Raw genomic sequence first — 22,696 nt, 5'->3', positions numbered from 1 at the left:
TCGCACTCACTCAGACCAGGTCACGGCGACTCCGCGGCCTCCACGCGCACGTCCGCGCTGCTCGTCGCGCCGTTGACCGTGACCGAGATCTTCGCCTGACCAGGCCTGATGCCCGTGAGGACACCGTTGTCCGGTTCGAGCCAAGCGACGTGCCACGGCTTGATCCCCGACTTCGCGCCGACGTGCAGCGCACGTGACCCTTCCCACACCGCGCCCATCGGATAGCGCACCGGCAACGACCGGGAACCCTGTTTCACCGTCGCCGCAACCGTTTCCGCGACGCCGGATCGCAGGGTGGACGGAGCGTGCACCTGGAGTGCGTCCACGTGCGGCCGGATCTCGGCCTTGACGCCGCTCCCGGAGACGCCGACGAGCGTCCAGCCGGTGAACCCGCCCGTCTCCGCGGGTGCCTTGCCGGAGTTGCCGTTGACCACGAACGGCACGCCGTCCACAGTGGACGCGAAGAACCCGCCCACGTGGCCGCCGACGAACGCCGTGGGTTTGTCTCGTTCGGACAGCAGTCGCTCGAAATAGGACGCTTCCAGCCGGTCGGCGAGCTGGCTCGTGCGCGCGGGCGTGGGATCGCGCGGTGGGTGGTGCATCATCACGACCGCTTGTCCTTCGGCGGTCCGCAGCGCGTTCCGGAGCATCTCCATCTGGTCGAGGCCGCCGCCCCTGAGCGTTCCGGTCGACGAGTCGAGCAGCACGAACCGCGTGCCCCGGTGGTCGAAGGTGCGGTGGGTGCCGCCGAACTCGCGGCGGAAGTTCTCGATCGTGCCCGGACCCATGATCTCGTGGTTGCCCGGCACGTAGTACCAGGGGAAGTCGCCGAGCTCCTCGGTCAGCACCCTGCGCGCGAGCTTGAGGTCCTCTGGAGAGGCCTCGTCCACGAAGTCACCGTTGATCACGACGAACTCGGCGCCGGAGCTCCTGATCTCCCTCAGCGTGCGGCGGGCGGAGCGGACCAGGTCGCTGTCCGGGTCGCGCGCCACGAACTGGGCGTCGGACATGACCGCGAACTTCCAGCCCTCCGCCTGGCCGATCACGTCCTCGCGCAGGTCGGGGGTCGGTGGCAGGGTGATGTCCGGCGGCACCCTCGCCACGATGTCGTCGACCGTCACCTCGCCTTGGTAAGACCGGTCGGCCTTGGTCTCGATCGCGGTGAACCTCGTGACCTGGACCGGGAACCTGAGCTCCGGCGGCACGGCGACCTCGATCTGCCGCCAGCCGTGCCAGGTGACGTAGGGGCCGTAGAGGGACCGCGACTGTCCTGTCGAGTCCGTGACGGTGAACGCGGTCCACTCGCCCTGGCCGTGGCCGTCGACCCAGGCGGCGAGCGACAGGGGTTGCCCGCCGACCTGGATCGGCTGCGGCGGTACGGCGTAGGCGGTGCGCGTACCGGTGGACTGCGTGAAGTCGTAGCTCAGCTTCAGGCCGGCGCCGGTGTGGCCGTCGGGCTCCGGCTCGGCCTTGCCGGTCGCGCGCGCCGACCCGAAAGTCCACTGTGGAGCGTTGTCGAACGTGGCGAGCGGCTGGTCCTGCACGCCGACCGTGACCGCCGTCCGCGTCTCCTTGCCCTGGCTGCGTGCCCTGATCGTGGTGGCGCCGGGCTTCAGTGCCTTGATCTGCAGATCCGGGGTGACCTCGACGACGCTCCGGTCGTAGCTCAGGTCGAGGTCGGCCCGCTCGATCGGCGCGCTGAAGCCCCTCGCGTCGAAGCCGTTGATCCGCAAAGGTGTGCGCTCGTCCTCGCTCAGGCTGATCCTCGGTTCGGCCGGGGCGAGTCGGGCGAGCTTGCCGAGCACGGTGAGCTTGGCGGTCTTCGTGGTGAGGCCGCGGAAGGCGGTGAACGACGCCGGCCCCGAGTGGGGTGCCGCGTGGAAGGTGTCACCGATCGCCCACCCGCCGGTCGCGCGCGTGACGTGGCTGGTGTTCGCGGCCGGTCCGAACGTCTCGTCGTGGCCGCGCACGGTCATCCTGCGCGTCATGCCGGGGAAGACTCGGGTGCTCGCGGTCTGCACGTCGAAGCCGACCAGCTTTCGAGTGCCGGCGGGGGAGTAGAGCGCGAGGCCGTTCGGGACCGGGCGCTCGCCGCCGTCCGAGGGTGTGTTGACGACCTTGAGCTCGGTCGTGCCGGGTTCGCGGGCGAGCATGGTCGACGAGCCGCCGCCGTCGAGGTTGAGCGCGTCGTGCGCACCCAGCTCGATCATGGCGTCGGCGAGGTCCCGAAGGTCCAGGCCCTGCAGGTAGGCGCCCTGGCGTCCGTCGACGGTCAGCATCGTCATCTTCTTGCCGTCCGCGGAGAACCCGACGGCGGTGCGCGGGTGCAGCGGGTCGGCCGGCGCGACGTTCCTGCCGTCCTTGACCAGGAGCTGGCGTCCGCCGATGGCCGTCTTGGGTTCGCTGCCGTTGCTGGTGCGGCTGCGGTAGGTGACGTCCGCGCGGTCGCCCGGCTTGAGGGTCTTGAGCACGTCGGCGCCCTTGTCCCTGCCGACGAGCGCGTACCCCTCGACGGGCGTCGCGCTCGGGCTGCCGACGCTCTGGACGACGTCGTCCTTGACGATCACCTCGGCCGTGTTGGCCGCACCCTGCGTCGCGCGCGCTCTGCTGTACGTGCCCCACAACGGGTTGAAGACACCGATCCCGTCCACGTCGATACGCGCGCTGTTGAGCTGTGTGAGCTTGTGCGTGCCGTTGAGCGTGCCTTCGAAGAAGGTCTCCATCACGCTGCCGATACCGGCCGCGTCGATGCCCACGGCCCTGCCCTCGCCGGACTTGCGCAGCCGGCCGTCCTGGATGCCGACGCCTTCCGGTGCGTTGGAGTTGTTGATGTCGAAGAAGTCGCCGTTGATCGCCGCGACCGCTCTCGGCGTCTGCAGGCTGAGCGGCGCCGCCTGCGCCACGGTGCCGGGATCGACGTAACCGACCTGGGTCTTCGTGAGGTCGACGGCCAGCGCGTCCCCTCGGACCCACCCGTCGGCCTCGTAGAAGTCGAAGGAGCTGAGCGTGACGCCGGGAGCGACGGGTCTCTCGGTCCGTTCGGTCTCGATGCGTCTGTCTGCATCGGCGTGAGCAGGGGAAACGGGCGCAAGCAGGACAGCGGCGATGATCACCGCTAGTGCACGTCTCGTCACGCCCCGGAACCTAGACTGGCGCGGTGAAGAATCGCCTAACGGTCTGCGCCTCGCACCTGATCACCCTGCCCAGCGCTCCCCACGGGCCGGTCCGCGAGGCGATCGGCACCGCCCGCGAGGCCGTTGCGGCGTTCGACCCGGACCTCGTGGTCTTCTTCGGCACCGACCACCGCCGCGCCTTCCGTTCCGTGGTCCCGACCTTCGCCGTGGTGCTGGAGGCCTCCGCCCAGGGCGACGTCGCCGGACCCACCGGTTCCTACGACGTGCCCGCCGATCTGGGACGCGCGCTCGTGGCCGACCTCGTGGCGCACGAGTTCGACATCGCCACGGCCTACCGCGCCGCCCTGGACCACGCCTTCGGCCACACGACCCGCGACCTGCTGGGCTCGATCGACGCCAAGCCCGTGCTGCCGATCTTCATCAACTGCGCGTCCCCGCCCCACGCGACGTTCCGGCGCGCTGCCTCGCTGGGCCGCCGCGTGGGGGAGTTCTTCGCCGGCCAGCGGGTCCTGTACGTCGGGTCCGGCGGCCTGGCGCACGACCTGCCGGGGTTCCGCGAACCCGAGACCGGTGTGGTGCTGACGGAGGACGAGCGCCAGGAGTGGATCAAGTCCGTCAACTCGCGGGCCCGCGCCGAGGGCACGATCCGCGAGCTGGTGCGCACGTGGGACGAGTCCTTCCTGGCCGGGATCGCCGGCACGTCGTGGGAGTGGCTCGACTCGATCGGCGCCGACCTCGTCGAACGCGGCGGGAACGGCGCGGCGGAGTGCCTCACCTGGACGGCGGCTTGGGCTGCCGGTGGGCAGGGCCTGACGACGCTGGCTCACGAGTTCGACACCAGCGGGCGCGCGGTCGTGCTCTCCGCCCCGTAGCAGGACTTTGCCGGGTTGCGCTGAACTGCGGGTATGCGAGTGGGTCGAGCGCCTGGCGTGCGCCGCGGACTTCGCTCTGAGCGGTTCCGCGCCGCCGCCGGGCAGGCCCGAAGTCGTGCCTCGTTTTTGCCTCACGCGGGGCGCTTTCGTACTGACTTGCAGTACGAAAGCGCCCCGCGTGAGGCAAAAAGGGAGAGCGAGGACCGGTGGTCCTCGTCGGCTGGCGAGTGGTTCGCCAGCCGACTTCTGGCGCGGCGCCCTAGGACTTCAAGTCGGCGGCATCTCCACGGTGCTGAGCTCGTCGGCCTCCGCCAGGTACAGCCGGCCGAGGTCGATGAGCAACGTGCCCAGTTCGCGATAGTGCTCCGCGCGTTCCAAGTCCGGAATCAGCCCGCACGTGCGCAACATGTTTTGTGCGAGCAGCTCACCGAACTGTGGATAACTCTTCACCACCTCACGCGAAAGGCGCTGAAGGGAAACGCGCAACAGGTCTTCTGTCAGGAATTCCGCGGCCACGGCTTGATCCCCTCGCTCTCTCGCCAGATGCCGTCGCAGTCCCAGCACGTCGGCCACACTATCTTGTCCCGCCACAGGTCAAGCTCTTGTGGCACAAACGGATCGCCGCACAGGGTCTCGACGAGCCGCCCCCTGGCCAGCTCGTCGGAGATGGCGTGTCGCCGCCCTTCGTGGGGCGTCCATCGAAATCTCACAGGAATAGTGTGCAGCTTGGAGGAGGTCCAAGCTAACGCCCTTTTGGGTTGTGTTGGCGTCAAATGTTCTGGAGCCCCCGGGAATGGGTCTACCGTCCTTCCCATGCCGAAAAGATTCTCCACAGCAAGGGGTCGGGAGTTCGGTGACGGGCTCCGCGCGGCCATCGCCGCCACGGGCATGACCTCGCGCAAGGTCGCCGAACTCGTCGACTGGCAGGAGGCCAAGCTCTCCGACCTGATCAACGGCAAGGGCGGCGCCACCGAGCTGGAGCTCGCACTCCTGCTGGGCGCGTGCCGCACGCCGTCGGCCGAGCGGGAACACCTGCAGAAGCTCTTCCGCGCGACGAACGTCAAGGGATGGCTCCAGGAGCACGGGGCCGCCGAACCGATCCTGCCGCGCACCCTCGTGCAGCACGAGGCGATCGCGAAGACCCTCGTGAGCTGGTTGCCGTTGCTGGTGCACGGCATGTTGCAGATCCCCGACTACGCGCGTGCGGTGATCGCCGCGAACGCGAACGTGCCGGAGGACGAGGTGGAAGAGCGCGTCCTGGCACGAGTGGCGCGACAGGAGGCGTTGCGGCCGGGGCTGAAGGCGACCTTCTACCTCCACGAGTCCGTGCTCAGGACGCCGGTCGGTGGCGAGGAGGTGATGCGTGCCCAGTTGGAGCACCTGCTGAAGGTGTCGATTCGGCCGTACGTCGTGATCAGGGTGATCCCGACGTCGATCGGGGCGCACGCGGGGCACGCCGGGGGTTTCAACCTGATGAGGTTCCACAAGATCGAGCCGGTGGTCTTCGTGGAGAGCGAGAACGCCAGCCTGATCATCGAGTCCCCTTTGCCCATCAAGAGCTACGACGCGGTGGTCGAATCACTCGCTCGGACGGCGTTGGACGAGGAACAATCGAGGAGTCTGATCAAGGACATCGCCGGTTGAGGAGAAGCAGATGGCCGAATGGCGCAAGAGCACCTACAGCGCGAACGCCAGCGAGTGCGTCGAAGTCGCCATCGGCATCGGTCTGAGGGACAGCAAGGCGCCCGTCGCCCACGTCGAGGTGGGCTCGGCGGCCTGGGCCTCGTTCCTGGGCACGGTCAAGCGATCGGCCTGAGCCCCGGTCGTTACCATCCGAACCATGACGATGCCCGCAGCGATCGAGGCCGTGCGAGAAGCGTTCGTCGGGCTGGCCGCGGAGGAGTTCGAACTGCCCGCGCGGCAGGCGTTCAGCGACAGCCGGTCGCTCGTCATGGCCGCGCATCACCTGCCCACCAGGTCGACGGCGGTCAAGGTGATCAGCATCGAGATCGAACGCGATCCGGTGATCACGGGCACGGTCGTGTACTCGCACCCGGACGGCCAGTTCGTCACGGAGGCGGTGTCGCTCACGTCGTTGCGGACGGGCGCTGTCGTCGGTGTGGCAACGGATCTGCTGGCCGACGAGGACGCCTCGCACCTCGCGCTGCTGGGTGCCGGAGGGCAGGCCGCCGACCAGATCAGGGCCGTGCACGCGGTGCGGCCGTTGAAGACGCTCGTCGTGTACAACCGCAACGTCAAGAAGGCGGAGGCGTTGCTGGAGGACCTGAAGGACGAGCTGCCGGACACGGTGATGGACGTGGCGACCGACGCGGACGAAGCCGTGGAGCGCGCGGACATCGTGTGCTGTGCGACGGCGTCGACCGTGCCGTTGTTCCGGTGCGGTTCGCTCAAGGAACGCGTGCACGTCAACGCCATCGGGTCGTACCGGCCGGTGATGCGGGAACTGCCGGAGGAGCTGCTGGCGACGGCGGGCGTGGTGGTCGTGGACCAGGTCGAGGCGGCGCTGAGCGAGGCCGGCGAGATCATCCGCGCCGTGCAGTCGGGCGTGCTGAGGCTGGAGTCGCTCGTCGAACTCGGTGCGGCGCTGGGGAATCCGCCGCTGCGCGAAGGCCGGACGGTGTTCAAGTCGGTCGGTGTCGCGGTGCAGGACTGGGCCGTCGCAAGGCTTCTCGCCTAGAAGCAGAAAACGCTGGACGTGAACCCATCCGCCGCGGGGGTGCACGTCCAGCGCAGTTGTTCTCCCTGTCAGGCCATGCGCGCCCGGTCAGGGAGAGAACTCAGACCTGCCACTTCTGGCTGGCGACGCCGAGGCAGTCCCAGATGTGGGTTCTCGTGCCGTCGGCCGAGGAGCCGCCGATGGCGTCGAGGCACTTGTTGGATTGCGGGTTCACGATGTCCTGTGCCCCGCTGACGGCCCATTGCTGGGCGCCCGTGCCGTTGCAGTCCCAAAGCTGGACCACTGTGCCGTTGGCGGTTCCGCTGCCGTTGACGTCCAGGCACTTGCCCAGCGCGCGGATCGTGCCGTCACCGGGACGGCTCCACTTCTGGGCGGCGTTGCCGTTGCAGCCGACGATCTGGATGGGCGTGCCGTTGGCGGTGTTCGCCCACGGGACGTCGAGGCACTTGCCGCCGATGCCGCGGATCTCCGAACCGCCACCGCTGGGCGGGGTGTCGTTCGAGACGCGGACCCAGTCGATCACGAGCTGCTGCGGGAACGTCGTGCTGCCGTCGGGGTAGCCCGGCCACTCACCACCGACCGCGAGGTTGATGATGATGAAGAAGGGCTTGTTGAACACCCACGGGTTGCCGTTGACATCAGTCGGCGTGTTGCGGGCGTAGACGTTGCCGTCCACCGACCACGTGATCTCGCCCGGCTTCCAGTCAACCGCGAAGTTGTGGAAACCGTCGGAGAAGTTCGGGCCGTTGTAGGCGTGGGACTTGCCGCCGGCACCGGAGTAACCGGGGCCGTGGATCGTGCCGTACACGGTGTTCGTCTGGTGTCCCAGGAACTCCATGATGTCGATCTCACCGGAGCCCGGCCACGGGTTACCGGTGTTGATGTCCGCGCCGAGCATCCAGAACGCGGGCCAGATTCCCTTGCCGCGCGGCATCTTCATGCGCGCTTCGAACCGGCCGTAGGTCTGGGTGAACTTGTTCGCGGTGTTGATGCGCGCGGACGTGTACTCACACCGTCCGTACCAGCAGTTGTAGTTGCCGGGGTTCTCGCGCTTGGCGGTGATGACCAGGTTGCCCTGGCCGTCGTGCGCCGCGTTCGAGGTACCCGACTGGTACCACTGGCTTTCCCTGTTGTTGCCGTTGTTGTTTCCCACTTCCATGTTCCACTTGCCGCCGTCGACACCTGAACCGGCGGGAGCGTTGAACTCGTCGGCCCAGGTCACCGCCGCGTTGGCAGGGGGAGCTTGGCTGGTGGTGGCGACGGTGATCCCTGCGGCAACCATCAAGGCAGCGGCAAGGGCCGTCCCGATGCGTCGCTGCATCGAACCGACCTTTCCGGGTGTTAGTAGTGCGCCCAGTGGTTCGGAAGTGTTGTCGCGCCGTGACCCTCGGTCAACGTGTAAAGGTTTTCATGAATTTGTCAGATGAGAGCGCTCTCAAGTGATCTAGCTCGCTGCCAGTGGATTTAAGGCTGCTTAAGTCAAAGCTGCGTCTCCGGAGGGCCCGAAACCGGGCCCTCCGGAGACTCGGGCGTCAGCCCTGCGGGGTGGTGATGACGTTGAAGACCGAGCCGCCGCTCGCCTGGCGGGCGCTGAGGTCCTCCAGGATCGTCGAGAGCGGGGCGTAGTTGTTCAGCTCGCCCAGCTGGCAGGCACCGCTGCGGGCCTGCTGGCTGCCCTCGAGGATGCCCAGCCCGGCCTTGGTCACCTGGCTGAACAGCGGGCTGCCGCTGTCGCCGGCCCTGGCGCACAGGTCGGTGTTGATGCCGACGTCGGTCGACAGGACCCGGCCGCACCGGGTGCCGACGAGGTAGCCCTCACCGGCGCCGCTGTCGACGGAGTCCGGGTAGTTCACCGCGCTCGAACCGGAACCCGTGGCGCACACGACGGCGCCGGTCAGGATCTGGGCCAGCGGGGTGACCGAGGTGATCTCCTGGTTCTGGGAGGTCGCCTGCGGGCCGCACGGGGTGTCGCCGTTGCTGTCGAGACCACCGTTGCGGCAGTACTTGAGCACCGTGTTGCGGTTGGTCTGGCTCTCCAGCCACGTGTTCCTGGTGGCCGCGTCGACGTACTGCACGGCGGCGTAGTCGTACGGGTACGCGTTCTTCTCGATGCCGTGCTGGTTCACGACGTCCTGGCGGTTGTGCTGCGTGGGGACCTGGTTCGTCTTGGTCGCCATGCAGTGCCCGGCGGTCAGGACCCACGGCACGCCGGGGAACGCTCCGCCGGTCGTGCGCAGGTTGAAGCCGCTGGTGCAGCCGCCGGTGGTGCCGTTGTCGCGCCTCATGTCCAGGCGCAGACCGCCGCGCATGGGGCCGTAGTTGGTGCAGTACAACGGATGGCAGAAACCCCAGTCGATCGGGTCGACCGACGAGTACGGCGTCGGCTTCTGCAGGACGCGGGCCGAGACCATGCTCGGATCCGCGTCGAACGTGCGCATCTCCGCCTGCTCGCTCACGCCGGGCTTCTTGAGCCAGGAGCGTTCCCAGACCACCACGCGGTTCTCGGTCTGGCTGACGGCCGGCAGGTACACCGAGTCCGCTCCAGCGCCGACCTGGCGGCTGATCCGGTCATGCGCCGCCTGCAGTGAGGCCAGCGAGTTCTTGACCGTGCGGACCTTGACGTTCGCGCGGTCGGGCATGGCGGAGATCTGCCGCTGGGCCGCGGCGGGCTGCGTCATCGCCACGACGAGCTGGCCCGTCTGCTGGTCGAGCCACATGCCGCCGTACTCGCCGGCGGCCTCCTTCCTCAGTCTCTCCTCGAGCTTCGCCGCGTCGTTCTGCAGCTCCAGCCGGCGCAGCGCCTCCCGCTCGCTGACGCGGTAGGTCTGCACCAGGTACTCGATCGACTCCTTGACGGTGCTCGGGTCGATCGTGGTCGTCGGTCCGGCCGTGGCCGGGGCAGCCGTGATGGTCGACGCGAACAGCATGCTCGCGGTGACCGCCCCCAGAATCTTGGCTAATCGCAATGGTTTCTCCTTGCCGATGCGAATGACTTGCCATTCATATCCGTGATGGCACCGCCCGTGCCGGGGATCCACAAGATCTCCACAAAACCTTCGCTTGACGCGCACGGCTAATGGTCGTAGCTTTTCAGCTATGGCTGTTCGACCCCGTCTCACCACCGCCAAGGTCGTGGACGCCGCACTGGACCTGGTCGACGAGCACGGCGTCGAGGCGCTGACGCTCGCCGCCGTCGCCGCCAGGACCGGCGTCGCCACACCCTCGCTGTACAAGCACGTCGCGAGCCTCGGCGACCTCAAAGGCCACGTCGGCCTGCGGGTGCTGGAGGAGATGACGGCCCGGTTCACCGGCACAGTCGTCGGCAGGGCGGGGGACGACGCCGTCCGGGCGCTCATGCACGCGTACCGCGCGTACGTCCAGGAACACCCGAAGCGCTACACGGCCGCGCCGATGGACCCGCTGCACGACGAACTGCAGCGGGAGGCCGGCCTGCGATTCATGGAGCTGATCCTCGCCACGCTGCGGAGCTACGGCCTGGAGGGCTCGGACGCCGTCCACGCCACGCGCCGGCTGCGGGTGATCGTGCACGGCTTCGCGTCGATCGAGTCCAGCGGCGGCTTCGGCCTGCCGGAAGGACTCGACGACACCTACGACCAGCTGGTCCAGATGTATCTCGACGATCTCAGGGGGCAATCGTGAAGTGGACTCTCACCGCCGCAGGCCTGCTCTTCCTGCTGTACCCGGCGTCAAGACCGTGGCACGACGAAACGACGGCGGCGGGCGCGGCTGCCTCGATGGGCTCGACGGCGTGGGTGCTGTCGCACCTGTGCGCGATGATCGGCTTCATCCTCGTGCCGATCGCGTTGCTGGAGATCCACCGCACGGCCGCGATCACGTTCTGGGTCGGCGCCGGCCTCACGCTGCCGTACTACGGCGCCGAGGACTTCGGCCTGCACGCCATCGCGGCACAGCCGAACGTCCTCGAACTCGCCGAGGCCGTCCGCTACAACCCGTTCGCCGTCACGGCTTTCGGGATCGGGCTCGTCACCATGGGCGTCGCGGCGGTCATGGTCGCGCTGAAGCTCCGCACCACCGCGGCGATCGTGTTCGCAGCCGGGTTCGCGTTGTTCCTGCCGCAGTTCTTCACGCCGCCGGCGGTGCGGATCGCCCACGGTGTGCTGATGATCGTGGGCTGCGTGTGGCTGGCGTGGGACTCAGCGCGCACTCAAGCGGAAGACGCGCAGCTCGCGGCCGCCTGACCGTTCCACGTAGTCCTGGAACGTGGGGTAGGCCGCCACCATCCTGGTCCAGGCGGCCTCCCGCTCGGCGCCTTCGAGCAGGGTTCCCCTGACGTTCCGGACGTCGCCGCGGACGTTCACCTGGATGTCCGGGTTCTTGAGCAGGTTCGCGGTCCACGCTGGGTGGTGCGGCTTGCCCCAGTTCGACCCGACGACCAGCATCGTGTCTCCGTCGGCCACGTACTGCACCTGGTTCTCGCGCCGCTCACCGGACTTCGCGCCGACGGTGATCAGCGTCAGGCCGGTCTGCTTGCTGAACGAGACGAGGCCGACCTTGCCGCCGGTCAGCTTGTAGAGCAGGCGATCGGTGCCGATGACGGCCTTTTCCTGCCAGGACATTCAGAGTGCTCCCGTCGACCTCGCCGCGTGGACCGCGGCGGTTCTGTTGTGCACCCCCAGCTTGCGCATCGCGCCCCGGAGGTAGGCCTTGACGGTTTCGGTGCTCAGCCCGAGCTCGGCGGCGATCTCCCGGTTGGACGCACCGACCGCGGCCAGCCGAAGCGTATCGAGTTCCCGCGGGGTCAGGCCGCTCGGGACGCTGACGGGTGGTTCGCCGCCGAGGTTCTGGTGGACCTTGCGGAGTCGTTCGCGCAGCACGGGATCGCCGACGAGCTTGGCGACCTCGGCGAGCTCGCGGAGTGCGGCCTGCGTGTGGATGGAAGGCATGTCCAGGTCCTGTGCGAATCCCTGCGCGATGGCGCCGGCCATCCTGATGGCGCGGTCACCGACTGTCGTCTGTCCGCGCACGGCTCCGTAGAGGACGCCGCGCACGGTGCCGCGCACCGTCACCGGATAGGCGAACACCGAGGTCAGACGTTCGTTCACGACCACCATCTGATCGAACTCGTGGGTGATCGCCCTGGTCGTGGCGTAGTCGTTGACGCGGACCGCGGTGCCCATGGCGATCGCCGTACCGCCCAGACCTCGGCCGGTGCCGACGCGCAGTCCGTGCAACGACGAGCCGTGTGTGCCGAGGAAACTGCTCAGCACCAGGTCGTGGCCGGGCGTCAACGCTCCACCGAACACGACGGGCAGCCCGGTGGCTCGGCGGAGCATGTCCAGGCGCTGCGGCAACATCGCCTGGAATCGGTCTGGCAGCACGTCCAGCAGTTTCGCCGACGACGGCACCCTCGAAAAGGGGTGCACCCCCATCCGGGGGTATACCGGCGGCCCCGGCGCTCGCACCCTCGGCGTCATGTCCAGTCACGACATCTACCGCGCGGCCCGCGACCTGATGCTCACGGACCCCGGCGCGTTCACCTGGCCGAGCTTCGACGGCAGCTTCAACTGGGCGCACGACTGGTTCGACTTCATCGCGGAGGGCAACACCGCCACGGCGTTGCACGTCGTCGAGGAGGACGGCTCCGAGCGCGCCTACACGTTCGACGAGCTGCGCCGCCGGTCGAACAGCGTCGCGCGCTGGCTCACGTGGCACGGCGTCGGCCGCGGCGACAGCGTGATGATCATGCTGGGCAACCAGGTCGAGCTGTGGGAGTCGATGCTCGCGGTGATGAAGCTCGGTGCGGTGATCATGCCGACGACCACCGCGCTGGGCCCCGCCGATCTCGCCGACCGGGTGGAGCGGGGTTCGGTGCGGCACGTCATCGCACGTGCCGAGGACGCCTCGAAGTTCGCAGAAGGACCCGTCGTGATCACCGTCGGTGGCACGGGCCGCCTGGCCTACGCCGAGACCGCCGAGGCGCCCGACACCCCGTTGCCGCACCCGAAGACCAAGGCGGACGACCGGCTGCTGCTGTACTTCACCTCCGGCACGACCAGCCGCCCGAAGCTCGTCGAGCACACCCAGGTCTCCTACCCGGCCGGCCATCTCACGACGATGCACTGGATCGGCGTGAAGCCCGGCGACGTGCACCTCAACATCAGCTCGCCCGGCTGGGCCAAGCACGCCTGGAGCTGCTTCTTCGCGCCGTGGATCGCCGAAGCGACGATCTTCGTCTACAACTACGCCCGGTTCGACGCGGCGGCGTTGCTGGACCAGATCCGGTCGAAGGGCGTCAGCACGTTCTGCGCGCCGCCGACCGTCTGGCGGATGCTGATCAAGGCCGACCTCAGCGGCGGGCCCGGCGGGCTGCGCGAGGTCGTGGCCGCGGGGGAGCCGCTCAACCCCGAGGTGATCGAGCAGGTCCAGAAGCAGTGGGGCCTCACGATCCGCGACGGGTTCGGCCAGACCGAGACCACGCTGTCGGTGGGCAACGTCCCCGGTGCTCCGGTGAAGCCTGGTTCGATGGGGCGGCCGTTGCAGGGCGTTCCGGTGGTGCTGGTCGACCCGATCACGGGCGAACTGGCTGACGAGGGCGAGATCTGCATCGACCTCGCGCAACGGCCGATGTCGCTGATGGTCGGCTACCACGGTGACGAGGAGCGCAACGCCGAGGCGATGGCCGGCGGTTACTACCACACGGGCGACATCGCGAGCCGTGACGACGACGGCTACCTGTTCTACATCGGGCGCACGGACGACGTGTTCAAGGCGTCGGACTACAAGATCTCGCCGTTCGAGCTGGAGAGCGTGCTGATCGAGCACCCGGCGGTGACCGAGGCGGCCGTGGTGCCCGCCCCCGATCCGCTGCGGCTCGCCGTGCCCAAGGCGTACGTGGCGCTGAGCGCGGGCTGGGAGCCGAACCGCGAGACGGCGCTGCAGATCCTGCGGCACGCGCGCGAGCACCTGGCGCCGTTCCAGCGGATCCGGCGCCTGGAGTTCTTCGAGCTGCCCAAGACCGTGTCCGGCAAGATCCGGCGCGTTGATCTGCGGGCTCGGGAGGATGAGGGCTTCGACGGAACAGGGGAGTGGCGGGACGACCAGTTCCCCGAGTTGCGCGCCTGAGCACCTGGCCAGAAGCTCTGTCCCAGCCCATCGTGCCCAGTTCCCGCAGCGACACACACAGGGTGCCTCGCGCGCCCTTTTTCCTGCGGCACGCGGGGGCCCCGCGTGCGCTGTGAGAGTACGTAGGGTCCCCGCGTGAGGTTCTAAAGTTGAGCCGGGTGCGCTCAAGTTTAGGGGGCTGGGGTGTAGCCCGCCGGTTCGGGCAGGCGTTCCGGTCGGGTGCTTGGCATCGGGTTTGTGGGCTGGACCTGTGTGTGCGCCGGGCGTGGTCGCGGGCGGAAGCGCTGCTCACGGCGCTCGGGCACGTCGATCTGGCGGGCATCCGGGTGAAGCTGATCGACTCTGGCGTGGCGGGGCGATCGCTGGAAACGTGAGGTGCTCGCGACGACAGGAGCACGAGCCATGGTCCGCAAGATCTCAGGACGTCCGGCGGTGATCACCGGGGCTGCCTCTGGCATCGGTCGCAGCCTCGCTCAGCGGCTGTCCCGGCACGGCTCCCCGGTGGTCATCGCCGACGTCGACGAGATCGGGCTGGAGGAGACCGCCGCGTCGCTGAACGGCCCGGTGCTGAGCCGGGTCCTGGACGTCCGCGACGCCGACGACGTGCAGCGGTTCGCCAAGGAGGTGCAGGCCTGGCTGGACCTGCCGCTCGCGGCGGTGTTCAACAACGCGGGCGTCGCCACGTCCACGTCGGTGCTGAACACCGTGGCGGAGGACGACTCCTGGCTGTTCGACATCAACTACTGGGGTGTCGTGAACGGCACGCGGGCGTTCCTTCCGTTGCTGGTCAAGCAGAACTACGGCGTCGTCGTGAACACCTCCAGCGTGTTCGGGCTGTGCGGGATGCCGAACCAGAGCGCCTACTGCGCCGCGAAGTTCGCCGTGCGCGGCTTCACCGACTCGCTGCGCCAGGAACTTCGTGGCACCGGGGTCTCCGCGGTCGCCGTGCACCCCGGCGGCATCAAGACCGACATCGTCCGCAAGGGGCGCTTCCACGCCGAGCTCGACGAGCAGGGCCGGTCGCTGGAGCAGATCGCCGCCGACTTCGACAAGATCGCGCTGACCACGCCGGACAAGGCCGCCGAGATCATCCACCGCGGTGTCGAACGCGGGAAGGCACGGGTGCTGGTCGGGCCGGACGCCTACGTGTTCGACGCGCTCGCCCGCATCACGCCGACCCACTACTACTCCATCTTGGCGCGCCTGCTCGAACGGTGAGGCATGATCCTCGCCGTGGCAACGGAGACGGTCGTGCGGCGGACCGAGCAGTGGTTCGTCCGGCAGGGCGCGCCGACGATGATCGAGGGCTACGGCTTCCGCTCGCACGTGCTGCCGAGGATGTTGCCGGCGTTGACGTTCGTGGCGGTCGGCAGTCTCGCGTGGCTGGTGCTGCAGCAGTCCGCCGGGCTGTCGCGGTGGGTGCTGCTCGGGGCGATCGTCGCGGCGATGGTGTCCGCGTGGGTCCTGCTCTCGTTGTTCGTGCGGCGGATGCCGAACTTCTCGCCGCGGATGACCGTGCTGGTGCTGGTCGTCTACGCGGCGATACCGGTGATCACACCGTTGATCCAGTCCGCGATCGACGTCAAGTTCACCGCGCCGGACGGGGACCAGGAGACCGAGTCGGTGTGGGTCGCCCTGATCTGGTTCGTCGTCGTGTTCGGGGCGGCCTTCGTGGCGACCATGCTGGCCACGACCTACGGGCTGGGCGCGTTGCTCAAGGCCGCCATCCGGCACGTGATCGCCGACCTGAGCAACAGCGTGCACCTGCTCGGCAGGGCGTTGCCGCCGATGCTGTTCGTGACGCTGTTCCTGTTCTTCACCGGTGAGCTGTGGCAGGCGATGAACCAGCTGCGCTGGCCCCGGGTCAGCCTGGTCGTGCTGCTGTTCGCGGCGATCACCGTGCTGGCGGCGGCAGCCCGGTTGCGCGACGAGATCGGCCGCGTCGAGCAGGACCTGCGGCCGGAGATCCTCTCCGGCGCCTGCAAGGGCACGCCGCTGTCTGGTGTGGAGATCACCGAACCGTTGCCGCCCAAGCGGTTGAACGGCCGCCAGTCGCGCAACCTGCTGGTGATGCTCGCGATCAGGCAGCTCGTGCAGGCGGCGGTGATCGGGCTCGCGCTGTTCGCGTTCTTCGTGGTGCTGGGCCTGATCGTGGTGACACCCGAGATCGCCGAGCAGTGGATCGGGTCGCCGGCGAAGGAGTCCATCATCCCCGGTGTGCCGTCCGCGATGCTGCGCAACGCCACGCTGTTCGCGGCGTTCGGCAGCATGTACTTCTCGGTGATCTCGATGAGCGACGCCGAGCACCGGCGCCAGTTCTTCGCGCCCGTGATCGAGAAGGTCGAGCGGACGCTGGAGGTCCGCGCGGTGTACCTGAACGTCAGAGAGCGGGCTGGAGCGTGAGCTTCGCGTCCCTGCTGGGCGGCGCGCCGAACTGACGGCGGTACTCGCGGCTGAACTGCGACGGGCTGTCGTAGCCGACGCGGTGGCTGACGCTCGTCACGTCCCTGTTCGTCGCGAGCAGCAACCTGGCCTCCTGCAACCGGATCTGCTTCTGGAACTGGATCGGGCTCATCGCCGTGACGGCCTGGAAATTGCGGTAGAACGCCGACTCGCTCATGCCCGCGATCCGCGCGACGTTCTCGACCTTGAACGACTCGGCGTAGTTCTCGCGGATCCACCTGACGGCCTTGGCGATGTGGCTGAGGCTGCTGTCCTGGGCGCCGAGCTGCCGCACGACCGCGCCCTGTTCGCCGGTCATCACCCGCCAGAGGATCTCCTGCTTGATCAGCGGGGCCAGCGCCCGCGCGTCCCTCGGCTGGTCGAGCAGGCGAGCGAGCCTGGTCACGGCGTCGATCAGCTCCGGGCTCGCGTCGCTGACGGCCAGGCCCTCCGGTGTGCCCGCGGGTTTCGGGAGATCGCCTGCCAGCAGTAGTTCGGCGACCTTGTCCGGCCGCAGCACCAGGCCGATGCCGAGCGCGGGTTCGGACGGGCTGATGTCCACGTAGTTGCCGGTGATCGGCATGTCGACCGAGGCCACCAGGTACTGGCCCGCCCGGTAGTCGTAGACGCGCTCACCTAACGCGATGCGTTTGCGGCCCTGGGCGACGAACGCGAGGATCGTGCCGGACATCGACGGCGTGGGCGGACCGCCGAGCGTGGTCCTGGAGACCAGGACGTCCTCGATGATCGAGGTCATGTCGGGCCGGGCGTGTTTGGCCAGCAACGCGCGTAGTTCGTCCACGAGGCTGATGGTCCTCGCTGATGGTGGGATCAGGCAAGTCCGTCGGCGAACGTGAGCGCCTCGGCCAGCGGTTTGCGGTGCAGGTCCGGCACCTCGCAGTCGTCGGCAGGGTAGCCGACCGGGAAGAGGATGTAGGGCCGTTCGCCGTCCCGTCCCAGCAGGTCGGTCAGGAACGTCATCGGGTTCGGGGTGTGGGTGAGGGTCGCGAGGCCCATCGAGTGCAGTGCCGCGATGAGGAAACCGCAGGCGATCCCGGCGCTTTCGTTGGTGTAGTAGGTCTTCTTGCCGTCCTGCTGCTTCTGCGCGAACGCGACCACCAGCCAGGGCGCGACCTCCAGGAACTCCTTGGTGGCGTCGGTCTCCAGCCGTGCCAGTGCCGCGTGCCAGTCGGGCAGCTCGCGTTCGTGGTAGAAGCGGCGTTCCTCTTCTTCGGCTGCCTCACGGATGCGGCGCTTGAGCTCCGGGTCCTGGATCGCGACGAACCGCCACGGCTGCTGGTGCGCGCCGCTTGGGGCGGTGTTCGCGGTCTGCACGGCGAGCTCGATCGCTTCTCTTGGCACGGGATCGGGCGAGAACCAGCGCACCGACCTGCGCCCGTCGAGCAGGTCGTGGAAGGCCCTGCCGCGGGCGAGCCCCTCCTCGATCGGCAGGCGAGGCGGTGTGTACGGGATGAACGGGTGCGTGTGCGGTCGGGTCACGGTTCGGACGATGCCGGTGGCGAACTCTTTTGGCCAGTTCAAGTTTCTTCGACCAGTTATAAGCTCGGCTCATGAATCTGCCCAACGTGACGGTGCGGCAGCTCGAGTACCTGATCGCGGTGGCCGAGACGGGGTCGCTGACGACCGCCGCCGCGCGGTGCCACGTCTCGCAGGGCGCGATCTCGCTGGCGTTGAGCGAGCTGGAACGGGTGCTGGACCTGAGGCTGGTCGTCCGGTCGCCGCGCAGGGGTGCGGCGTTGACGGCGGCCGGCGCGCAGGTGCTGGCCGACGCACGGCGGGTGGTCGGCGCGATGGGAGACCTCGGTGCCGAGGCACGCGGACTCAGCTCGACGGTGAGCGGTGTGCTGACCGTCGGGTGTTACGCGCCGATCGCGCCGTTCCACCTGCCCGCCGCGATCGCCACGTTCGAGCGCGCGCATCCGGAGGTGTCCGTCCGGTTCGTCGAGGGGAGCCTGCCGGAGATCGGGGAGGACCTGATCACCGGACGGTGCGAGATCGCGTTCCTCTACGACCAGGACCTGTTGCCCGGCATCGAGACCCGGACCTTGTACGACCAGCCGCCACGGGTCCTGCTGCCCGCCGACCACCGGTTGCGGCGCCGTCGGGCGGTGGCGTTGAGCGAGCTGGCCGACGATCCGTTCGTGCTGCTCGACGTGCCGCCGAGCGAGCGCTACTTCCGGTCCGTGTTCGCCGCCGCGGACGTCGAGATGGTCGTGACGCACCGGGCCCGCAGCTTCGAGCTGGCCCGGTCGCTGGTGGCGCGCGGCATCGGCTACTCGATCACCGTGCAGCAGCCGGTGCTGACCCGGTCGTACGAGGGACTGGAGGTCGTGGCGGTGAAACTGCGCGACGACGTGCCCACCACACCTGTGGTGCTGGGCTGGGCGAGCGGGCCGCTGACGCGCCGCGCGCAAGCGTTCGCCGAGCACTGTGCCGAGTTGTTCGGTTAGGGGCGTTCTCCTCGTGCCGAGCGAATTCACCGCGTGAATACTCTGCCGATTCCGGCTTGGCAAGGGTGATGAAGAGACAAAAATTTCGGTTCAGCTGAGGTGCATTTCCCGGTATGGTCCAGACCAGGAGGCCATTCGGTTGATCCGCAGGTTGCCGCAGGTCAGCGGCATGTTCATCGCCTTTGCGGCGAGAAACTGCGTATCAATTGGTGGCTGTGGTCCGGGCAGGGAAGGACACCGCCGAAGTGACGAACAGCGGTCCGCTCGACGAGGTTCGCCGCACCCGATTCGAATTGGTGCGCAGTGGACGGTGGAATGAGGCTGACCGGCTCGCCGGTGCCGTGCTGGCCTGGACGGGGTCCGGGCTGGACCTCGCCTACCTGCCGGGTGGCCAGGTCCCCGAGACCGGCCGGCCCGCCGTGTTCAGCGCTGTGCAGGCGGCCAACCGCGGCACGGGCCGTGCCGCGGCCGTCGACATCGCACGGCGCGTGCTGGCCTCGGCCGAGTCGCTGGACGCCGGTGCGTTCTGGCAGGCGGTCATGGTCCTGACCTACGCCGACGAGACCGCGCTGGCCCGCCGGCACTGGATTGCCGCCCCAGACCATCTCGGCGACGTCCACGACCTCCTCGGCGGCCGGATCATGGTGCTGTGCGGCGATCCCCGCGCGGCGGTCCGGCTGCTGGATGGCGCACGCGGCAGGGGTGTCCGGCCGGGGCTGCGGGTCGTCGCGCTCGCGTGGCTGGTCCTGGCGCTCGTCGAAGCCGGTGAGCCCGACAGGGCACGCGCCGTGCTGGAGAGCGAACGGCTGACCGCGCACGCGGACTGCGCCGAACTCTGCTTCGCACGCGGCCGCCTTCTGCTGGCACAGGGCCAGAGCGCCGCGGCACTGGACGAGTTCCTCGACTGCGGGCGGCTGCTCTCCGCGTGGGGCGTCGTCAACCCGGCGGTGCTGCCCTGGCGTTCGTCGGCGGCCCTGGCTGCCTGCGACGTCGGGGATCTCGTGCTCGCGCGGATCTGCGCGGACAAGGACCTGGTCGCGGCGAGACGCTGGGGCGGCCCCAGGGGAATCGGCCTCGGCCTGCACGCGGCCGCACTGGCCCGCGGCGGTGACGACGTCCTGCTCGAAGAGGCCCTCACCTTCCTGGGCCAGGCCTCGACCGCGTCCGAGGCACTGCGCGCCCGGCACGACCTGGCGCAGCTCCTGCTCGCCCGCGGCGAGATCGACCGCGCCAGGAGGCACACCCGGCGCCTGCGCGAGACGGCGTCCGGTCCTCAATGGACTCAAGCCGTGGACGTGCTGGCGTCACGGCTGTTGCGCAACGACGGCGAGTCCGCGCTGAGCGTCCAGGAACGCCGGATCGCCCTGATGGCCAGGGCAGGGAGGTCGAACCGGGAGATCGCCGCCGAGCTGAGGCTGACGTTGCGCACCGTCGAGTTCCACCTCACCGCCGTCTACCGCAAGATGGGGGTGGCGGGCAGACCGGGGCTGCGCCGGGCGTTCGTGCCCACGGCATGAACCGGTGGCCGGCCGAACCGGGCCACGCGTGCCCGGCGGCGGTCGCGGCCGGTCTGCTGGCGGCGGGGGAGAACTGGACCGAGGCCGTCCAGACGGCCGAGTTGGCGGTGGCGACTCCCGCCTGCCGGGAGAGCGCGTCGTGCATGTCGCGCGCGTTGGGCACGCTGGTGTGTGCGGGCGAGCTCGTCGTCGCGGACGAGTACAGCCTCGCCCTGCTCGAGGAGAGCGCCGATGATCGGGTGATGGCGGAGCACATGCAGCTCGCCAGGGCGTGCGTCGCGCTGCGCACCGGTGATCTCGCGAGGTGCTCGTCGTTGCTCGACGCGTTGCGGTGCAACGGAACTGTGGCCGAGATCCGCCCGGTCGTGCTGCTCTGGACGGTGGAGGTGCTTGTCGCGCAGGGGGAATCGCAGGGCGCCGAGGCGTTGCTGCTCGCCTTCGATGCCGACGCCCATCACCCTGGCCGTGCACTGCTGCTCGCCGCCAAGGCCGTGGTGGCGATGGCGATGAGCCGTCCCCACGACGCCCTCACGGCCCACCTCGCGTGTGGTCAGGAACTCGTCGAGGCGGGAGTCGCCAACCCCGCCGTCCTGCCGTGGCGATCCCGAGCCGCACGCGCCGCGCTGGCGTGCGGCGACACCGGCACGGCCCTGCACCTGGCGATGGAGGAGCACGCCGCCGCGGCCCGCTGGGGCGAACCCCGCGCCCTGGGCACAAGCCTGGCGGCGGTAGCGGAAGCGAGCCCCCACGGCGAGGACCTCCTGGCCTACGAACGCGCGATCCGCCTGCTGGAGATGGCGCACGCCCGTTTGGAACTCGCGGAAGTGCTCTGCGACTACGGCGACCGCCTCACCGCACACGGCAAGCAGGCGGCCGAGGTCTACGCGCAGGCACGTGCGACGGCCCTCGACGCCGGTGACACCGTCCTCGTGCGGCGTGCCGAGGAGGCGATCAGCGGCGCAGGGGCGGAACCGGCGCTGACGACGGTCGAGGCCGAGGTCGCGCGGCTCGTGCACGCGGGCCTGAACAACAGGGAGATCGCGGCCAGGCTCGCGATGGCGACGCGGACCGTGGAGCTGCACCTGACCAGGGTCTACCGCAAGCTCGGGCTGTCGGGCCGGCGCGAGCTGCAGGCCAGGCGGGCCCGGTTCCGCACGACCCCTCCCGGAACTTTGCGGACTCACCGTGGTGCCCCCGGCGGCCCCTCCACGTGATCGTGGAGTCCTGACGACATCCGGTGCACCAGCGCCGGTTTCGCAGGAGGGAGCCCGCAATTGTCCACACGATCACTCGGCCGCTGGGTCGCGGCACTGTTCGCACTCGCCTTCGTCGTCGCCGGCACGTCCACGGCGAACGCGGCGATCGACCACACGGTCACGCTGGTCAACAACACCGGTCAGACGATCTGGGTGGGCAGCACCGTCAACGCGGACGGCTCGCGGGCGCTGACGAACCTGCCCGTGCTGCAGAACGGCCAGTCCGCCACGATCACGATCCCCGAGACGTCCTCTCCAGGCCACTGGCGCGGCACGTTCTTCGCCCGGCAGGGCTGCACGGGCACCTCCGGCTCGAACTTCCGTTGCGCGGTGGGGGACTGCGGCGTCCAGGCGGCCCGCTGCGTCACCGGTGAGCAGCCCGCGAGCCTCGCCGAGTTCAACTTCGACACCCGCGACCGGCTTGCGCCTTGGTACAACGTCAGCTACGTCAACGCGTTCTCGGTGCCGGTGAGCATCTCGGCGGTGAACGCGGTCATACCGCCGGGCTCGACCTCGTGCGGCACCGCCGGGTGCACCGAGAACCTGCTGCCCCGCTGCAACCCCGCGTACGTCAAGTACGGCGTCAACGGCCAGCGGATCAACTGCGTCAACCCCGACCGCGACGCGCAGACCGACTACAGCAACACGATCAAGTCCCGCTGCCCCAAGGCCTACGCCTGGTCCAAACAGGACACCGAACCCGGCAACCAGACCGTGTTCCAGTGCGCGAACTGCAGCGGTTTCAAGGTCACGTTCCACTCCGTGGCCTGAGACGGTCCCCACCCGTGAAAGGAGAACCATGAAGTCCACCGCCAAGGTGCTCGGCGCCGTCGCGTCGGCAGCGGTCCTCTCGTTCGTCTTCTCCGGCACCGCCTCCGCCGTCAGCGGCACCGCCAGCTACTACAACGACGCCGGCTACGGCGCCTGCGGCACCAAGATCAACGCGGCCACCGAACTGCTGGTCGCGGCACCCGCCGCGCTGTGGACGACGCCCAACCCGAACAACGACCCGTTGTGCCGCAAGTCGATCCGGGTCACGCACAACGGCAGGACCATCACGGTGCCGATCAAGGACAAGTGCCCCAGCTGCGCGAGCAACAAGATCGACCTCAGCCAGCCCGCCTTCTCCCGGCTGGCCAACACCTCGGTCGGGATCATCAACGTGACGTGGCAGATCGTCTGACCTCAGCACGCCGAGGGGG

Annotated in this window: 23 protein-coding genes; 14 read left to right on the top strand and 9 right to left on the bottom strand. The window is 68.9% G+C overall.

Features of this window, described 5'->3' with window-relative positions; genetic code table 11:
• Nucleotides 1-20: 20 nt before the first annotated feature.
• On the bottom strand, nucleotides 21-3,134 hold the full coding sequence (locus tag ACSHWB_RS47015) for a phosphodiester glycosidase family protein (protein WP_439659846.1): 3,114 nt from the start codon (nucleotides 3,132-3,134) through the stop codon (nucleotides 21-23).
• A gap of 23 nt (nucleotides 3,135-3,157) precedes the next feature.
• Here ACSHWB_RS47015 and ACSHWB_RS47010 point away from each other — a divergent pair, with 23 nt between their 5' ends.
• Nucleotides 3,158-4,006 (top strand): hypothetical protein, encoded by an 849-nt coding sequence (locus tag ACSHWB_RS47010; RefSeq protein ID WP_439659845.1) that lies wholly within the window; start codon nucleotides 3,158-3,160, stop codon nucleotides 4,004-4,006.
• 267 nt (nucleotides 4,007-4,273) lie between these two features.
• On the opposite strand, the gene ACSHWB_RS47005 is transcribed toward ACSHWB_RS47010, so the two are convergent.
• Together ACSHWB_RS47005 and ACSHWB_RS47000 are read right to left on the bottom strand one after the other, a co-directional pair.
• Nucleotides 4,274-4,579, bottom strand: a complete 306-nt coding sequence (locus tag ACSHWB_RS47005) for a hypothetical protein (RefSeq protein ID WP_439664806.1) — start codon at nucleotides 4,577-4,579, stop codon at nucleotides 4,274-4,276.
• Nucleotides 4,504-4,821, bottom strand: a complete 318-nt coding sequence (locus ACSHWB_RS47000; protein ID WP_439659844.1) for a zinc finger protein — start codon at nucleotides 4,819-4,821, stop codon at nucleotides 4,504-4,506. The genes ACSHWB_RS47005 and ACSHWB_RS47000 overlap by 76 nt, the downstream gene beginning before the upstream one ends.
• Between ACSHWB_RS47000 and ACSHWB_RS46995 the strand changes: the two genes are divergently transcribed.
• Genes ACSHWB_RS46995 through ACSHWB_RS46985 form a run of 3 tightly spaced genes read left to right on the top strand, consistent with a single transcriptional unit; the run spans nucleotide 4,820 to nucleotide 6,704 of the window.
• Nucleotides 4,820-5,650, top strand: coding sequence for a DUF5753 domain-containing protein (locus tag ACSHWB_RS46995; protein WP_439659843.1), 831 nt, complete (start codon nucleotides 4,820-4,822; stop codon nucleotides 5,648-5,650). The two genes, ACSHWB_RS47000 and ACSHWB_RS46995, sit on opposite strands and share 2 nt — an antisense overlap.
• A 10-nt stretch (nucleotides 5,651-5,660) precedes the next feature.
• Nucleotides 5,661-5,822: a DUF397 domain-containing protein gene (locus tag ACSHWB_RS46990; RefSeq protein ID WP_439659842.1), complete on the top strand. Its 162-nt coding sequence runs from the start codon at nucleotides 5,661-5,663 to the stop codon at nucleotides 5,820-5,822.
• A gap of 24 nt (nucleotides 5,823-5,846) precedes the next feature.
• Entirely contained in the window at nucleotides 5,847-6,704 is an 858-nt protein-coding gene (locus ACSHWB_RS46985) for an ornithine cyclodeaminase family protein (protein WP_439659841.1), read from the top strand.
• Nucleotides 6,705-6,804: 100 nt separating this feature from the next.
• On the opposite strand, the gene ACSHWB_RS46980 is transcribed toward ACSHWB_RS46985, so the two are convergent.
• Complete coding sequence (locus ACSHWB_RS46980) at nucleotides 6,805-8,025, bottom strand: family 16 glycosylhydrolase (RefSeq protein ID WP_439659840.1); 1,221 nt, start codon at nucleotides 8,023-8,025, stop codon at nucleotides 6,805-6,807.
• 211 nt (nucleotides 8,026-8,236) lie between these two features.
• Nucleotides 8,237-9,670 carry a trypsin-like serine protease gene (locus ACSHWB_RS46975; protein WP_439659839.1) on the bottom strand — a complete coding sequence of 478 codons (1,434 nt, stop codon included), beginning with the start codon at nucleotides 9,668-9,670 and terminating at the stop codon, nucleotides 8,237-8,239.
• A 130-nt stretch (nucleotides 9,671-9,800) separates the two neighbouring features.
• On the opposite strand from ACSHWB_RS46975, the gene ACSHWB_RS46970 reads away from it, so the two are divergent.
• Nucleotides 9,801-10,364 (top strand): TetR/AcrR family transcriptional regulator, encoded by a 564-nt coding sequence (locus ACSHWB_RS46970; RefSeq protein WP_439659838.1) that lies wholly within the window; start codon nucleotides 9,801-9,803, stop codon nucleotides 10,362-10,364.
• Nucleotides 10,361-10,924, top strand: coding sequence for a hypothetical protein (locus ACSHWB_RS46965; protein WP_439659837.1), 564 nt, complete (start codon nucleotides 10,361-10,363; stop codon nucleotides 10,922-10,924). Before ACSHWB_RS46970 ends, ACSHWB_RS46965 begins: the two co-directional genes overlap by 4 nt.
• On the opposite strand, the gene ACSHWB_RS46960 is transcribed toward ACSHWB_RS46965, so the two are convergent.
• Both ACSHWB_RS46960 and ACSHWB_RS46955 read right to left on the bottom strand, forming a co-directional pair.
• Complete coding sequence (locus ACSHWB_RS46960; protein WP_439659836.1) at nucleotides 10,880-11,302, bottom strand: nitroreductase family deazaflavin-dependent oxidoreductase; 423 nt, start codon at nucleotides 11,300-11,302, stop codon at nucleotides 10,880-10,882. The genes ACSHWB_RS46965 and ACSHWB_RS46960 overlap by 45 nt on opposite strands.
• On the bottom strand, nucleotides 11,303-12,064 hold the full coding sequence (locus ACSHWB_RS46955; RefSeq protein WP_439659835.1) for a LuxR C-terminal-related transcriptional regulator: 762 nt from the start codon (nucleotides 12,062-12,064) through the stop codon (nucleotides 11,303-11,305).
• A 94-nt stretch (nucleotides 12,065-12,158) separates the two neighbouring features.
• On the opposite strand from ACSHWB_RS46955, the gene ACSHWB_RS46950 reads away from it, so the two are divergent.
• The 3 genes from ACSHWB_RS46950 to ACSHWB_RS46940 all read left to right on the top strand — a co-directional run bounded on the left by ACSHWB_RS46950 (nucleotide 12,159) and on the right by ACSHWB_RS46940 (nucleotide 16,211).
• A complete protein-coding gene (locus tag ACSHWB_RS46950) occupies nucleotides 12,159-13,808 on the top strand; it encodes an AMP-binding protein (RefSeq protein WP_439659834.1) in 1,650 nt (549 codons plus the stop codon).
• Between the two features lie 402 nt (nucleotides 13,809-14,210).
• Nucleotides 14,211-15,026, top strand: coding sequence for an SDR family NAD(P)-dependent oxidoreductase (locus ACSHWB_RS46945; protein WP_439659833.1), 816 nt, complete (start codon nucleotides 14,211-14,213; stop codon nucleotides 15,024-15,026).
• Nucleotides 15,027-15,041: 15 nt separating this feature from the next.
• Nucleotides 15,042-16,211: a hypothetical protein gene (locus ACSHWB_RS46940; protein ID WP_439659832.1), complete on the top strand. Its 1,170-nt coding sequence runs from the start codon at nucleotides 15,042-15,044 to the stop codon at nucleotides 16,209-16,211.
• Here the strand turns inward: ACSHWB_RS46940 and ACSHWB_RS46935 are convergent.
• Both ACSHWB_RS46935 and ACSHWB_RS46930 read right to left on the bottom strand, forming a co-directional pair.
• Nucleotides 16,189-17,052 (bottom strand): AraC family transcriptional regulator N-terminal domain-containing protein, encoded by an 864-nt coding sequence (locus tag ACSHWB_RS46935; RefSeq protein ID WP_439659831.1) that lies wholly within the window; start codon nucleotides 17,050-17,052, stop codon nucleotides 16,189-16,191. The genes ACSHWB_RS46940 and ACSHWB_RS46935 overlap by 23 nt on opposite strands.
• A 29-nt stretch (nucleotides 17,053-17,081) precedes the next feature.
• The gene (locus ACSHWB_RS46930) at nucleotides 17,082-17,750 is read right to left on the bottom strand and encodes a nitroreductase family protein (RefSeq protein ID WP_439659830.1); all 669 of its coding nucleotides are present in this window, start codon (nucleotides 17,748-17,750) and stop codon (nucleotides 17,082-17,084) included.
• A 71-nt stretch (nucleotides 17,751-17,821) separates the two neighbouring features.
• On the opposite strand from ACSHWB_RS46930, the gene ACSHWB_RS46925 reads away from it, so the two are divergent.
• From ACSHWB_RS46925 to ACSHWB_RS46905, 5 genes are all read left to right on the top strand, one after another.
• Complete coding sequence (locus ACSHWB_RS46925) at nucleotides 17,822-18,721, top strand: LysR family transcriptional regulator (protein WP_439659829.1); 900 nt, start codon at nucleotides 17,822-17,824, stop codon at nucleotides 18,719-18,721.
• 245 nt (nucleotides 18,722-18,966) lie between these two features.
• Nucleotides 18,967-20,238 (top strand): helix-turn-helix transcriptional regulator, encoded by a 1,272-nt coding sequence (locus tag ACSHWB_RS46920; protein ID WP_439659828.1) that lies wholly within the window; start codon nucleotides 18,967-18,969, stop codon nucleotides 20,236-20,238.
• Nucleotides 20,235-21,452: a LuxR C-terminal-related transcriptional regulator gene (locus ACSHWB_RS46915; protein ID WP_439659827.1), complete on the top strand. Its 1,218-nt coding sequence runs from the start codon at nucleotides 20,235-20,237 to the stop codon at nucleotides 21,450-21,452. The genes ACSHWB_RS46920 and ACSHWB_RS46915 overlap by 4 nt, the downstream gene beginning before the upstream one ends.
• A 60-nt stretch (nucleotides 21,453-21,512) precedes the next feature.
• Nucleotides 21,513-22,265: a thaumatin family protein gene (locus ACSHWB_RS46910; protein WP_439659826.1), complete on the top strand. Its 753-nt coding sequence runs from the start codon at nucleotides 21,513-21,515 to the stop codon at nucleotides 22,263-22,265.
• 28 nt (nucleotides 22,266-22,293) lie between these two features.
• Nucleotides 22,294-22,677, top strand: coding sequence for a cysteine/serine endopeptidase inhibitor (locus tag ACSHWB_RS46905; protein WP_439659825.1), 384 nt, complete (start codon nucleotides 22,294-22,296; stop codon nucleotides 22,675-22,677).
• Nucleotides 22,678-22,696 lie beyond the last annotated feature (19 nt).

This window comes from Lentzea sp. HUAS TT2 (genome assembly GCF_051853195.1).
Taxonomy (GTDB): domain Bacteria; phylum Actinomycetota; class Actinomycetes; order Mycobacteriales; family Pseudonocardiaceae; genus Lentzea.
This window is presented reverse-complemented; position numbering and strand designations above follow the sequence as displayed.

What these genes read in the sequence shown, in the direction of transcription:
- ACSHWB_RS46995 (WP_439659843.1), top strand. Translation starts at nt 4,820, where the DNA reads ATGCCGAAAAGATTCTCCACAGCAAGGGGTCGGGAGTTCGGTGACGGG.
- ACSHWB_RS47000 (WP_439659844.1), bottom strand. Translation starts at nt 4,821, where the DNA reads ATGGGAAGGACGGTAGACCCATTCCCGGGGGCTCCAGAACATTTGACG.
- ACSHWB_RS46990 (WP_439659842.1), top strand. Translation starts at nt 5,661, where the DNA reads ATGGCCGAATGGCGCAAGAGCACCTACAGCGCGAACGCCAGCGAGTGC.
- ACSHWB_RS46985 (WP_439659841.1), top strand. Translation starts at nt 5,847, where the DNA reads ATGACGATGCCCGCAGCGATCGAGGCCGTGCGAGAAGCGTTCGTCGGG.
- ACSHWB_RS46980 (WP_439659840.1), bottom strand. Translation starts at nt 8,025, where the DNA reads ATGCAGCGACGCATCGGGACGGCCCTTGCCGCTGCCTTGATGGTTGCC.
- ACSHWB_RS46970 (WP_439659838.1), top strand. Translation starts at nt 9,801, where the DNA reads ATGGCTGTTCGACCCCGTCTCACCACCGCCAAGGTCGTGGACGCCGCA.
- ACSHWB_RS46960 (WP_439659836.1), bottom strand. Translation starts at nt 11,302, where the DNA reads ATGTCCTGGCAGGAAAAGGCCGTCATCGGCACCGATCGCCTGCTCTAC.
- ACSHWB_RS46950 (WP_439659834.1), top strand. Translation starts at nt 12,159, where the DNA reads ATGTCCAGTCACGACATCTACCGCGCGGCCCGCGACCTGATGCTCACG.
- ACSHWB_RS46945 (WP_439659833.1), top strand. Translation starts at nt 14,211, where the DNA reads ATGGTCCGCAAGATCTCAGGACGTCCGGCGGTGATCACCGGGGCTGCC.
- ACSHWB_RS46925 (WP_439659829.1), top strand. Translation starts at nt 17,822, where the DNA reads ATGAATCTGCCCAACGTGACGGTGCGGCAGCTCGAGTACCTGATCGCG.
- ACSHWB_RS46915 (WP_439659827.1), top strand. Translation starts at nt 20,235, where the DNA reads ATGAACCGGTGGCCGGCCGAACCGGGCCACGCGTGCCCGGCGGCGGTC.
- ACSHWB_RS46905 (WP_439659825.1), top strand. Translation starts at nt 22,294, where the DNA reads ATGAAGTCCACCGCCAAGGTGCTCGGCGCCGTCGCGTCGGCAGCGGTC.